Below are 13,054 nucleotides of genomic sequence, written 5' to 3'. Positions count from 1 at the left end.
CTGATACGAGACCCCGGTCACCACGCCGCCGCGGCGACCGGGAGGCGGAGGCGCGTCAGTCCGTCCAGATGGCGATGTTGCGCCGCTCGGCGGCCTCGTAGTTGCCCTTGGCGATGTTGACCGCGGTGGCGGCCTCGAAGAGCTGCCTGCCCATGGCCCGTTCGTGGGCGTCCCACTGGTCCTTCTTGGTGTTGAAGAACTGCTCGGCCTCGCCTTCCCAGCTGGTCGCCAGCTCCTTCTTGATGTCGGCGAACAGGTCGTCGGTGACCTTGTCGAGCTCGGTCACGACCTTCTTGAGCTCCTCGTAGGCCTGTTCCATGCTGCCGAACTTGACGTATGTGTGATCATCGGGAACGGTCACTGGGGTCTCCGTGGCGTCGGCCGGCTAGTTGCTGTTGATGACGTTGTCGATCCGGCCCGTGAAGCCGTCCCTGCCCAGGGACCCCGACAGGTCCATGTTCTGGTCGGCGGCGTTCCGGTAGACCCCGGCGCCCATGTTGAGCCGGTCGTGGATGTCCTCGAGGATCTTGATCACGGCCTTGAACTCGACGTCCCACTCGTCGAGGGCGTGGCTGAACTTCTGGGCCGCGCCGCCCCGCCACCCCTGCGTGGTCAGGTCGCCCTTGATCGTCTGAACGCGCTGGCGCATGCCTTCGATGTACTGCGCGGTGTCCTCGCAGTACCCGGCGGCGTTGGTCAGCTGCGTCGGACTTGCTCCGTACAGTGCCACTGGACCTCCAAGTGGACATTTCCTTGTCTCGCATACCGGTTGGCCGACATGAATAGGGCGAACCCCTGCGAAACAACATCGACTCGCATGTTAACCACCACCCGTCCCAGCGATCACAACGGTCCGGTCGACGAGAACAGATCTGCGCTCAATGCCAAAACATTCTGCGCTCTGTGCTAAAGACGCGAAGAACCCGGCATCACAGGATTGCCCCTCGAACAAATCGCCTTTTCGCTTTTTGGGAGATGAAGAACTTGAGAATCACGAAGAGGACGGCCGGTGCGGTCGTCGCGACCGTGCTCGGCACGACCGCGGTCTTCACCGCCACCACCGCCTCGGCGTCCCGTCAGACGGCCGAGACGCCCGCCGTCGTCTGCGGCCCGGGTTACACCGTCCAGCGCCAGGCCGCGTTCGCCGGCGGCGTCGCCTACCTGCTCTACAACCCCGGCAAGCAGAACGCCTGCGCGGTGACGTTCAAGACCAAGGACGTGGGCACGCGCAGCATGGTCTGGTCCGCGGTGGACGTGAAGGGCGCGGGGGTGGTGAAGAACGAGGAGATCACCCCTCTGCACACCGTGCCGGTCTATCACGCCGCGCCGACCGGGTCCTGGGTGAAGTTCTCCGGCGGCGTCAGGACCGCCGACTCCGGCGGCGCGTACGAACGCATCGGCTGAGACCCGCGGGCGGGCCTCGCGACAGCCGACCTGTACGGCTGACCGTTCACGCGGTTAGTGTTTCTGATCGTTTGGGCGGGTCGCAGGCTTTGGGGGCGCGGATGGCCGAGTTCGGGAGCATCGACAGCCTGGTCAACTGGACCACGGACGAGGACCCGGCGGTGACCGGGCGCATGTCCGCCACAGTCGTCATGAGCGACGGCGACACGGGCGAGCCCAGACCGGTCACTCCTGCGACGGCCGTCGCCGGCCTCGGACAGGAGCCGTACGTCCGGGAGGTCGAGGACGACGGCGAGCACCGGCCGGACGACGGCACCGTGGAGCCGGGGAACCCGGGCGACCTCGTCGAGATCTCCGGCGACGAGGCCCCACCCGAGCCACACGACCCGCCCCCCACCGCCCCGACGGCCTCCACCGACCCGACGGACCCCGCCCGCGAGGACACCCCGGCCGCCGAGGACGACCCGGCCCCCCAGAGCCCGCCCACCCGGGAAACCGGCCCCTCCGACTCCACACCCTCGGATCCCCCCGCCGCCCCCGAGACGCCCGCACCCACCACCCCACCCGCCGACTCCGCGGGCACCGGCACCCCCGACGCCGAGCGCCCCCCGTCGCCCACGACCCCCGACCGTCCTGAGAAGACCCCGTCGTCCGGGGAGCCGACGCCCGACCGACCGGCCGCGACCACCCCCGAGGACACCACGAAGGCGCCCGACGCCGCGAAACCCCCCACGGTCACCACCCCCAAGGCTGACGACACCGAGAAATCCCCCAAGGCGACCACCCCGGCGGGCGGCGGCGGCGGGATGCCGAGCGGCGCGACCCCGGACCCCACCACCACCGCCACCCCCACCACCCCCGCCGCCGCGAACAAGGACGGCTCAGGCAGGGAACGCCCCCAGGACCCGAAGGCGACCGCGCTGAGCGACGGCGGCGTGTCCGGCGACTGGCGCAAGGCCCGCCCGGAGGCCATGGAACAGCTGGGCCAACGCCTCGCCCCGACGCAGGCGGGCGGTACGCAAACGCCGGGAGACCGCTTCAGGGCGGTGGAACGCACGGTCAGAGGCGCCACCCCCGGCTTCCCGGGCTTCGGGCTGGTCGGCAAGTTCGCCTTCGACGGCGCCTACGACGCGGCCCGCAACTCCGCCGCCGACTACCTCAAGCACGCCAAGAACCAGCTCGGCCGCTGGCAGACCCAGCTCAACGAGGGCGCCAAGGTCATCAGGGACGCCAACGACAAGAGCACGCCGAAGAAGTAGGGACCATGGACCATTACCGCAACGGCACAACCCTCTACACGACGGCCGTGGCCTTCTGCAACGCGGGCGCCATGATGAAGACCAACGTGGCGCTCTCCGTCGTGTGCAAGATGTGCGCCGCGCTGATCGGCACGATGCTCTCCAGCCCCGAGGACATCCGCGGCACGGCCCACGAGGTGCGCGCCGCGACGCACGAGGTCGAGCAGGCGAAGGAGAGCGTACGGCAGCTCATCGCCGGGGTCTCCAGCCAGGACTGGGAGCAGATGGCCCGGCCCGAGATGGAGAAGGTCGCCGAGAGGTTCACCCTTGAGGTGGCCAAGACCGGCGGCGTGTACAAGGAGCTGGCCCACACCCTCGACCAGCTCGCGAAGCTGTCCCACACGGGTGCGGTGTCGGCCGTCACCCTGGGCGGGTTGTTGCTGAGCCTCTCGGCCGCCGGGCACTTCTTCCCGGGCAATCCGCTGGCGGCCTCGGCGGCCGTGCGGGCGCAGGGGGCGCTCAGGCGGTTCCTGTCCAAGATGCTCGTGGCGTACGGCTCGGCCGCCGCCCTGGCCTGGCTCGCGAGCGGGCTGATGTCCGCCTTCAAGGACACGGGCATGTCGGAGGCGGTCACGCTCACCGGCAAGGACGCGCCCGCCTTCGAGCAGGTCGTCATCGCCGACCTGCCCACGCAGCGCCCGGCCTAGCTCACAACTCCAGCCGTCGCCGGATGCGGTCGAGTTCGCCCATCACGTCCTCGAACGTGCGGTTGTAAGCGGACTCCGCCTCCTTGATCTGGTTCAGCGCGGCGTCCGGGTTCCTGAGGTACGTCATGGGGTTGTCCTCGGAGTCGCCGAACGTCTCGCTCATGCCCTCGGCGACCTGCCGCTGCAGGTCGGCGGTGGCGTCGTTCAGCGCCGTCTTGATGAGGTCGGCCAGCTCGCCGGACGACAACCGCAGGCCCTTGGGGTGCAGTTGCAGCTCGCGGACGCCCTCCTGGCCGCACTCGACGGTGACCAGCCCCTGCTCGTCCTGGGCCCGTCCGACGAAGGAGTCCATCTTCTTCTGGAACTCCTCCATGCGGGCGAACTGCTGGTCGGCCCCCTTGAGCAGCTTCTCGATGTCGATGTTCGCGAAGTCTCCGAATTCCTGCACAGCCTCACTCCTCCGCTCGAAACGGCCAGCAAAGTATCAGCCCGACAACCCGCGCACCCAGGTGTAGAGCTCCAGCACACCGGCCGCGAGCGGGAAGAGCTCGACGATCAGCAGCAGGTCCAGGATGTCCCCGGCCCGTCCCCAGAAGGGCGACGGCTTGCCCGCGGCCAGCCCCCGCCCGACGCCCACCATCAGCAGGGACGCCCACAACACGCAGACCGCCACCGCCAGCGCGCCGATGACCCCGCCCTTGGAGCTGAGCGCGAAGGCCGTCATGGCGAGCCCCGCCATCCCCGGCCCGAGGAGCCAGAGCCGCTGGCCGACGCCGGAGAACACGCGGGCGCGCATGATGAGCGTCAGCGAGAGCGCGACGGTCATGATGTACGCGATCAGGCCGTCGTGCAGCACCAGCAGCGCCTGGGCGACCAGCGCGGCCAGCCCGACGGCGACGATCTGCGCCGTGGCGTAACGCTGGGCGATCACGGTGCGCTCCTGGATCGCCGCCGCGTCGAGCCGCTGGTTGTCGGCGCGCAGTTCCTCGGCCGTCGTGGGCATGGCCGGCAGCGGCACCCGGGCCAGCCGGAACGACAACGACGGCACCAGCGGGCTCAGCGCCAGCAGCACGGCGATGGCCACGGCCGCCACCCCCGCGGGGACGGTTCCGGTCAACATGACCACCGCCGCACAGACCGCGCCACAGGCCGCGGCGATGGACGTACCGAGAAAGCCGGGAATGCCGTGCGAGATCGTCATCCCGGCGACGGCGGCGGCGAGCGCGGTGCAGGCGAACGCGGCGAGCAGGTGAGGAGCGCCGGCACCGGCCAGGCCGCCGGTCCCGGCGGGCGTGAACAGCCCGGCCAGGAAGGCGTAGGGCAGCGCCGCGTGACCGATCAGCGCGCTCGCCGTGGAGTCGCCCATGGCCCGCGACAACACGGTTCCGGCGGCGATGAGCAGCAGCGCGAGCGTTCCGAAGACGACGGGCCCGACCAGCGGGGGCAGGCCCGCCAAGGCCAGGCCGACGGCCCCGAGGACGAGCAGCCCCGTGGCTCCGGCCGCGCCCACAGTCGCGGTGTGGGCCGCCGTCCACTTGCCCGGCCCCTCGCGCACGCCGGTGGCCACGACGTCGGCGACGTCGTCGAAGACCGCGGCCGGCAGGATCGACTCACGGGGGCGCAGGTAGAGGATCTCGGCGTCGAGCACGCCGAGCGCGCTGAGGCTCTGCTCCAGGTCGAGCGGGGAGCCGCCGAGCCGCTGCAGGGTCCATCCCGGGGACGACGTGGCGTCACCGCCCACCTCGCCGAGCATGCGCAGCAGCCCCGGCAGCACGTGCGGCAGGGGGATGTCGGCCGGCAGCGTCAGGTCGGCCTTGCGGCTCGGGCCCACGATCGTGACGTTGCACAACGTCGGCAGCGGCAACGGCAGTTGCGCGAGCGCGCCCTGCTGAACCGGCCCCGACGGCGCCTGAGCGGGCTCGGCGGCTTCCCCGGCGGTGGGCCGGGACTCGGGCGGCGGGGGCTTCTGAACCATCGATCCCACGGTCCACTCCGTCCCAAAAGGATCACGGACAGCACAGACCATAGCGGGTCGATTCTGGTAAGAACGTCGCGTGAGCAAAGTGGTTGTCCGGCGCCCGGAGCGTCGTCCCGGCCCGAAGCCACCTCGCGGAGAAGTCATGCTGGAGTCTCCGCCGGAGATCCCCGAGGTTCAGGGCCAGGGTTTCATGCTGGTGCTCACCTACCTGCCCATGGTGGCCGGGGCAGCGGCGATGGCGCTGATGTTCACCGCGGGGGGCGCCAACACCAGCCCGGTCATGTACGTGGCCAGCGGCCTGTTCGCCGTCTCGATGGTCGGCATGAGCATCGGCCAGATGGGACGCCAGTCCGGCGAGCGCAAGCACCGGCTGAACGGCGCCCGCCGCGACTACTTCCGCTACCTCGGCCAGATCCGCAGGAAGGCCAGGCGCGCGGCCAGGCAGCAGCGCGAGGCCCTGGAGTGGAGCGGGCCCGAGCCGGACTCCTTGTGGTGGATCGCGATGGGCCCCCGCCTGTGGGAACGCCGCCCCCGCGACGAGGACTTCAGCACGATCCGCCTCGGCACCGGCGTGCAGAAGCTGGCCATCCAGCTCTTCCCGCCTGACTCCAAGCCCGTCGAGGACCTGGACGCGCTCTCCTCCGGCGCGCTGCGCAGGTTCATGCGCGCGCACTCCACCCTCGCCCGGCTGCCCGTCGCCGTCGCCCTCGCCTCCTTCGCGCGCATCCGGCTCACCGGCGACCTCACGGCGATGCGGGACCTCGTCCGTGCCGTGATCGGCCAGGTCGTCACCTTCCACTCCCCCGACGACATGCGGATCATGGTCTGCGCCGACCACGAGCGCATGCCCCACTGGGAGTGGGTCAAGTGGCTCCCGCACGCCCACCACCCCGACCTGGCCGACGCGTCCGGGCCCGTCCGCCTGATGGCAGAGGACCTGGGCGATCTCGATCGCCTCGTCGGCGGCGACCTCAAGGAGCGTCCCAGGTTCCAGCCGGGCTCTCCGGCCGACGAGCTGCCGTACCACCTGGTGATCGTGGACGGCGGGCACATGCCGCACGACTCCCAGCTGGGCAGCGACGCCATCCAGGGCGTGACCGTCATCGACCTGACCGGCTCCACCGGCGCCGTCGAGGAAGGCAACACGCTGCGGCTGGAGGTCCAGCGGGACGACCTGCACATGATCAAGATCGACCACGCGGGCAAGGAGCGCAGGACGCGGCTGGGCGCGCCGGACAGGCTCTCTTACGTGTGGGCGGAAGGGCTGGCCAGGCAGCTGTCCCCGCTGCGCGCCTCGTCCAGGAGCGGCGGCGACGGCGAGGACATGTTGTCGATCAACACGACGCTCACGGACCTGCTCGGCATCAGCGATCCCCGCGGCCTGGACCCGGCCGTCACCTGGCGCCCGCGCGCCGGGCGCAACAGGCTGCGGGTGCCGATCGGGCTCGGCGCGGACGGCCGCATGGTCGAGCTCGACATCAAGGAGTCGGCCCAGGGCGGCATGGGCCCGCACGGCCTGCTGATCGGAGCCACCGGCTCCGGAAAGTCGGAGCTGCTGCGCACCCTGGTGCTCGGGCTGGCCGTCACGCACTCCTCGGAGATCCTCAACTTCGTCCTGGTCGACTTCAAAGGCGGCGCGACCTTTCTCGGCCTCGACTCGCTCCCCCACGTATCGGCCGTCATCACCAACCTGGAGGACGAGCTCCCGCTGGTCGACCGCATGCACGACGCGCTGCACGGCGAGATGGTGCGCCGGCAGGAGCTGCTGCGGGCGTCGGGCAACCATGCCTCGCTGCGCGACTACGAGCGGGCCCGCGAGCAGGGCGCGAACCTGTCGCCGCTGCCCACGCTGTTCGTCGTGCTCGACGAGTTCAGCGAGCTGCTGTCCACCAAGCCCGAGTTCATCGACCTGTTCGTGATGATCGGCCGGCTCGGCCGCTCGCTCGGCGTGCACCTGCTGCTGGCCTCCCAGCGGCTGGACGAGGGCCGGTTACGCGGGCTCGACACGCACCTGTCGTACCGGATCGGGCTGCGCACGTTCTCGGCCATGGAGAGCCGGGCGGTGCTGGGCGTGGCCGACGCCTACGAGCTGCCCTCGGCGCCCGGCAACGGCTACCTCAAGTTCGACACGACCGGCATGACCAGGTTCAAGGCCGCCTACGTCTCCGCCGCCTACCAGCCCGACCCCCGGCACGTGACCGACAGCGGGCAGCCCGCGGCGCGCGAGGTCATCGAGTACGGCCACGCCTACGCGCCGCTGCCCGCCGCCGAGACGCCCGCGGAGCAGGCGCCGGCGGAGCCGGAGGAGAGCGGCGCCCAGTCGAGCCTGCTCGACATCGTGGTCGGCCGGCTGAAGGGACGCGGCCCCGCGGCGCACCGCATCTGGCTGCCGCCGCTGGCCGAGCCGCCGACGCTGGCTCACCTGCTGCCCGCGCTGTCGGTGACGCCGGAGCTCGGGCTGTCCACGCCCGGCTGGGACGGCCGGGGCCGGTTGCACGCCGTCATCGGCATCATCGACCGGCCCTTCGACCAGCGGCGCGATCCGTACTGGCTGAACCTGTCCGGCGCGGCCGGGCACGTCGGCATCGCGGGCGGCACGCAGAGCGGCAAGAGCACCGTGCTGCGCTCGCTGATCGCCAGCATGGCGCTCACGCACACGCCCAAGGAGGTGCAGTTCTACTGCCTGGACTTCGGCGGCGGCACGCTGTCGGCCCTGGAGGGTCTGCCGCACGTGGGCGGCGTGGCCAACCGGCAGAACGCCGACCGGGTCCGCCGTACGGTGGCCGAGATCTCGGGCATCCTCCAGCAGCGCGAGCGGGACTTCGCCGACCAGGGCATCGACTCGATCGCGACGTACCGCAAGCGGGTGGCCGACGGCAGCGTCGAGGACGACGGCTGGGGCGACGTGTTCCTGGTCGTGGACGGCTGGCTGACGGTCCGGCAGGAGTACGAGAGCCTGGAGCCGGTGATCACCGACCTCGCCGCGCGCGGGCTCGGCTACGGCGTGCACGTCATGGCGACCACCAACAAGTGGTCGGAGTTCCGGCCGGGCATCCGCGACCTGTTCGGCACCAGGATCGAGCTCAAGCTCGGCGACGCGTACGAGTCGGAGGTCAGCCGCAGCGCCTCGCTCGCGGTGCCCGAAGGCACGCCGGGACGCGGGCTCACCAAGGACGGCATGCACTTCCTGTCCGCCCTGCCGCGCATCGACGGCGTACGCGGCGCCGACGACCTCGCCGACGGGCTGCGTTCCCTCGTGGAGGTCGTCGCCGAGTCCTGGCAGGGGCCGGCCGCCAGGCCGGTCAGGCTGCTGCCGTCCCTGCTGCCCGCGGCCGCGCTGCCCGGCCCGCGGGAGACCGGCGGGAACCGCATCGCGATCGGCATCGACGAGGCGACGCTCTCCCCTGTCGCGGTCGACTTCGAGGCCGATCCGCACTTCGTCGTCTTCGGCGACACCGGGTGCGGCAAGTCGAACGTGCTGAAGCTGATCATGGAGGGGCTCGTCGCGCGCAAGACCCTCAAGGAAGCCCGGCTGGTCGTGATCGACTACCGGCGGTCGTTGCTGGACACCGCGGCCACCGAGCATCGCATCGGTTACGCCGTCTCCAGCGCGGCGGCCGCGGAGCTGGTGCAGGAGGTGCGCTTCGCCCTGCTCAAGCGCCTGCCGCCCGCCGACCTGACCCCCGACCAGCTCCGCGACCGCAGCTGGTGGCAGGGGTCGGACCTCTACATCGTGGTGGACGACTACGACCTGGTCGCCACCTCCAGCAACCCGCTGCAACCGCTGGCCGAGCTGCTGCCGCAGGCGCGGGACATCGGCCTGCACCTGATCCTGGCCCGGCAGATGGGCGGCGCGAACCGCGCCATGTACGACCAGGCGGTGCAGCGGCTCAAGGAGATGGCCAGCCCGGCGCTGATCATGTCGGGCAACCGGGAGGAGGGCGTGCTGTTCGGCAAGGTGCGACCACAGCCTCTCCCACCCGGCCGGGCCTTCTTCGTGGACAGGCGATCGGGAGACAGGCTGATCCAGACGGCGTCGTTGGAAACGGAGGAAAACGGGTCTCTCCAACCGTGATGATCTCTACTATGCTCGATCTTCATGAGCAAAGGCGTCGTAGATGTTTCCTATACGGCACTCGACGAGTGCCGGACGCGCGTGCACATCGCCTCGAAGGACTTCGCTCTCGACGAGATTCTCAAGGCCAGCGAGTCGCAGACACCGGCCGACACGACGGAACCCAGGCTGCTCGGCATGATGCCCGGCGTGACCGACCTGGCCGCCAAGATCGATGCCGTCTGGGCCGCCGTCCGCGTCGAGCTCGGCAGCGGCCAGCGCAGGCTGGAGGCCGTGGAGCGGGCGCTCGACGAGGTGGAGAGCAATCTCCGCAAGGCGGCGACGGCTTCGGGCGCATGACCGACTACGGCGTACTCGCACCGGACATCAGCGACATTCCCGGCGGGTGGGAGTTTCTGCAGCTGCTCGCCTGGGTCACGGGCGAGCCCAAGACCATCGAGGACATCGCCTACGCCTGGGAGTCGTGCGGGTCCCACGCCGCCATCGAGACCTCCGCGCTCATCAAGAACCTCAACGAGGTCGACGACAAGTGGGACGGCGAGTCGGCGGACGCCTTCGACCACTACATGCGCCGGTTCCCCCCGGCGGGCGGTTCGTTCAACGATGCGGTCCACGACGGCGCAGCGAAGCTCAGGACCGTCGCCGCGGAACTGAAGACGGCCGTGCCGAACATCTCGCAGCTGCGTGACGACACGGTCGGCGCCGCGCAGAAGTACATGGTCAACTACCTGGCCGGGCACCCGCACACCAGTGAGGCCGACGCGCGGGCCGTGATGTTCGCCGACCCGTGCTTCACCGACATCGTGAAGAGCAACCTGGAAAAGGCCAGGGGATTCACCAAGAAGGTCGAGGACGCCATCGGGGCCGCCAGGACCACGCTGGGCGGCATGCTGAAGCCCGACACGAACGCCGGGCTCGGCTTCTTCACCGCCATCCCCGACCCCGGAGGCCCGGACTTCGACCCGGGCGACAAGAAGGTCATCTGGACGAAGGCGGCCTCCAAGGAGACGCGGACGTCCGGCACCGGCAAGGGGTCCGGAGGGGGCTCCGGGGCGGGCGGCGGCCCGTCGGCGGAGAGCACGCCCGCCCCCAAGGCCGAGGTGGTCGAGTGGATCAAGCAGGCGCTCACCGTCATCAGGTCACCGGAGATGGCCGACGTCATCCGCCAGCGCGGCATCGACATCACCGACCTCGACCCGAACGACCCCCAGGACGTCCAGCGCATCTGGACGATCATCTACCACGAGTCCGGCGGCAACCCCAATTCCATCAACACCTGGGACATCAACGCCAAGAACGGCATCCCGTCCCAGGGCCTGATGCAGACCATCCCGCCGACGTTCAACGCGCACGCCCTGCCCGGCCACGGGAAGATCCTCGACCCGGTCGACAACATCATCGCGGGCGTCCTGTACACCTACAGCCGCTACGGCAACCTGGCCGGACACCCGGGCATCTCGTCCCTGGAACGAGGCGGCGGCTACCAGCCCTACTGACCGGCGGCGCCCGTCGGGAAACGGCGACGCACCCTGCCCGGAGCCGTCCGGGCAGGGTGTGTACCGGACCGGGTCAGCCGCAGTTGGCCCAGCCTGCGGCGGTGCTTCCGGCACCGACGCTGCCGGAGAACTTCACGCACCTGCCCGGGGCGGCCAGCTTCACCGGCCCGGCGTAGTACTTGTAGTCGCCGCTGTCGGTCGCGCTGTCCCCGTCCTGGACGTCGAGCGTGGCGCTCACCGGGCTCTCCTTGCCCACACCTACGTACTTCATCGTCACCACGCAGTTCTGCTTGGTGCCGCTGTTGTACAGCTGGAAGGTCTCGCCGCCGTTGAACGACTGTGAACGCTGCACGTAGAAGCCGGACCCGCACACCTGGATGGGCGTGTAGGGGTTCTTCGGCTCCGGCTGCGCCGCCGCCGGCGCCTCGCTCTCGGGCGGCTCCGGCGCGGGGGCCTCCGTCGTGGGCGGCGGGGTGGGCGCCTGCTGGGTGGTCTTGGTGGGAGCCGGAGCCTCCGTGCTCTTCTTGGGCGCCGGGGTGGGGGCCTCGGTGCTCTTCTGGGGGGTCGGCGCCGGGGGTTCGGTGCTCTTCTTGGGGGTGGGGGTCGGCTCCTGGGACTGCTCCGGCGTCCTGGTGTCCCTGGCCGTCGGCGTCGCCGTGACCGTCTTGGTCGCCTGGGGGCTCTTCGGCTGTGAGGCCGTCGGCTGCGGGGTGGTCTGCGGCGGCGTGGTGACCGGCTGGGTGGACAGCGGCGAAGGCGTCGGCACCGTGCTGTACACGGGAGCGGTCGGCACGCCGGACGGCTCCTCGGTGGGCAGGATGAGCGGGCCCACCCCGTACGAGTCGGCGTCGGACGGCGTGGCCCAGGGCACCGCCACGTCGGCCTGGTCGGCGCCCGGCTCGCCCGGCTGCGGAACCGTCCCGTCACCGGGGTCGGTCGTCCCGTTGCCGGCCGAGTCGGCGGACCCGGTGGCCCCGTCGGTGGACCTGCCCTCGGCCGCGACGCCGACCGAGTCGATCCGGTTCGTGTCCGTGTAGCGGCTGGCGCCCCACAGGCCCACCCCTGACAACACCATGAGCGCCGCGACCGACGCCGTCAGGCCGACCGGAAACTTCCGGCGGGGGGCAGCCGGATCCACGACCGACGCCTGCCACACCTTGGGCCGATGCGGCGCCTCCCGCATGGGCTGCTGCACCCTGGGCGGCTCCCAGGTCTGCTGGGGCTGCTGCGTCTGCTGGAGCTGGGGCTGGGGCGGCTGCACCGGCACGCCTTCGAGCGGCGCTGCGCCCTCCGCCGCCGCCAGAGCCGGAGGAACGAAGGCCGGGGTGTTGGCCGAGGCGTTCGGCGACGGCAGCTTCGCCGTGACCTCCTGGTCCGCCGGCGGGCCGCCGAGCAGGCGCAACAGCGCCGCGTCCGTGGCAGGCCGCTGTTTGGCGTCCTTCGACAGCGCCGCGGACACCACGTTGCGCAGGGGCTCGGCAAGTGTGCCCAGCTCGGGCGTGCCGGTCAGCACCTCGTCGGCGTCCTGACCGAACGGCGCCTTCCCGGTCGCCGCGAAGACCACCGTGGCGGCCCACGCGAACAGGTCGGCGGAGGGGCCGTACGGCTCGCCTCTCAGCTGCTCGGGTGAGCGGTAGCCGATCTCGCCGACGGCCTCGCCGAGGTCCAGGTCGGTCACCCGGACGCCGTCGGCGCCCATGATGACGTTGCCGGGGGTCAGTCCCCGGTGCGTGACGCCCGCCAGGTGCGCGGCGGTCAATGCGGTCAGCGTCCCGACGGCCACCCGCTCCACCCCGTCGGGGTCGAGCGGCCCGTCGGCGGCGACGGTCTCGGCCAGGCTGCGCCCCTCGACGTGCTCACGTACGACATAGAGGTGGCCCTCGTGCAGACCGGCGTCCAGCGTCCGCGCGATGGACGAGCTGGACAGGCGCCGGACCTTGGCGAAGCGCGCGACGCCTTCCGCGTCGGCGTCCGGCTTCGCGGCCAGCACTTTGATCACCCGGAGGGGCGCGTCCTGCGACTCGCGGCCGAGGAAGGCCACCCCGCGCGGCCCCTCCGGCAGGCGTTCCAACAGGTCGTGGTCGCCCAGCCTCGGTGGATCGTCTGGCTGTAACGGGTGCATCGTAGGTTCCCTTCGTATCCAGGCGCTGCGCTGC

At 70.9% G+C, this 13,054-nt stretch carries 11 protein-coding genes; 6 read left to right on the top strand and 5 right to left on the bottom strand.

Translation table 11 applies throughout. The features are described from left to right. Positions 1-55 precede the first annotated feature (55 nt). Positions 56-361, bottom strand: coding sequence for a WXG100 family type VII secretion target (locus ABT158_RS31310; protein ID WP_352359504.1), 306 nt, complete (start codon positions 359-361; stop codon positions 56-58). Between the two features lie 24 nt (positions 362-385). Then, positions 386-730: a WXG100 family type VII secretion target gene (locus ABT158_RS31305; protein ID WP_352359503.1), complete on the bottom strand. Its 345-nt coding sequence runs from the start codon at positions 728-730 to the stop codon at positions 386-388. Positions 731-984: 254 nt separating this feature from the next. Between ABT158_RS31305 and ABT158_RS31300 the strand changes: the two genes are divergently transcribed. The 3 genes from ABT158_RS31300 to ABT158_RS31290 all read left to right on the top strand — a co-directional run bounded on the left by ABT158_RS31300 (position 985) and on the right by ABT158_RS31290 (position 3,349). Further along, positions 985-1,404 (top strand): hypothetical protein, encoded by a 420-nt coding sequence (locus ABT158_RS31300; RefSeq protein WP_352359502.1) that lies wholly within the window; start codon positions 985-987, stop codon positions 1,402-1,404. 101 nt (positions 1,405-1,505) lie between these two features. After that, positions 1,506-2,663, top strand: coding sequence for a hypothetical protein (locus ABT158_RS31295; protein ID WP_352359501.1), 1,158 nt, complete (start codon positions 1,506-1,508; stop codon positions 2,661-2,663). Positions 2,664-2,668: 5 nt separating this feature from the next. Further along, positions 2,669-3,349 carry a hypothetical protein gene (locus ABT158_RS31290; RefSeq protein WP_352359500.1) on the top strand — a complete coding sequence of 227 codons (681 nt, stop codon included), beginning with the start codon at positions 2,669-2,671 and terminating at the stop codon, positions 3,347-3,349. A 1-nt stretch (position 3,350) separates the two neighbouring features. Here ABT158_RS31290 and ABT158_RS31285 read toward each other — a convergent pair whose 3' ends face one another. Next, positions 3,351-3,797: a YbaB/EbfC family nucleoid-associated protein gene (locus ABT158_RS31285; protein ID WP_352359499.1), complete on the bottom strand. Its 447-nt coding sequence runs from the start codon at positions 3,795-3,797 to the stop codon at positions 3,351-3,353. A 36-nt stretch (positions 3,798-3,833) separates the two neighbouring features. Next, positions 3,834-5,324, bottom strand: a complete 1,491-nt coding sequence (gene eccD, locus ABT158_RS31280; protein ID WP_352359497.1) for a type VII secretion integral membrane protein EccD — start codon at positions 5,322-5,324, stop codon at positions 3,834-3,836. Between the two features lie 145 nt (positions 5,325-5,469). On the opposite strand from eccD, the gene eccCa reads away from it, so the two are divergent. The 3 genes from eccCa to ABT158_RS31265 are packed head-to-tail and all read left to right on the top strand — an operon-like array spanning position 5,470 to position 10,898. Further along, positions 5,470-9,402, top strand: coding sequence for a type VII secretion protein EccCa (gene eccCa, locus ABT158_RS31275; protein WP_352359495.1), 3,933 nt, complete (start codon positions 5,470-5,472; stop codon positions 9,400-9,402). A gap of 24 nt (positions 9,403-9,426) precedes the next feature. Then, on the top strand, positions 9,427-9,741 hold the full coding sequence (locus tag ABT158_RS31270) for a hypothetical protein (protein ID WP_352359493.1): 315 nt from the start codon (positions 9,427-9,429) through the stop codon (positions 9,739-9,741). After that, positions 9,738-10,898, top strand: a complete 1,161-nt coding sequence (locus tag ABT158_RS31265; protein WP_352359491.1) for a transglycosylase SLT domain-containing protein — start codon at positions 9,738-9,740, stop codon at positions 10,896-10,898. The genes ABT158_RS31270 and ABT158_RS31265 overlap by 4 nt, the downstream gene beginning before the upstream one ends. A gap of 73 nt (positions 10,899-10,971) precedes the next feature. Here ABT158_RS31265 and ABT158_RS31260 read toward each other — a convergent pair whose 3' ends face one another. Then, a complete protein-coding gene (locus tag ABT158_RS31260; RefSeq protein ID WP_352359489.1) occupies positions 10,972-13,020 on the bottom strand; it encodes a serine/threonine protein kinase in 2,049 nt (682 codons plus the stop codon). Positions 13,021-13,054 lie beyond the last annotated feature (34 nt).

This window comes from Nonomuraea sp. NPDC001636, assembly GCF_040298265.1.
Taxonomy (GTDB): Bacteria; Actinomycetota; Actinomycetes; order Streptosporangiales; family Streptosporangiaceae; genus Nonomuraea.
The sequence above is the reverse complement of the archived record's forward strand: the minus strand, read 5'-3'. Positions and strand labels throughout refer to the sequence as shown.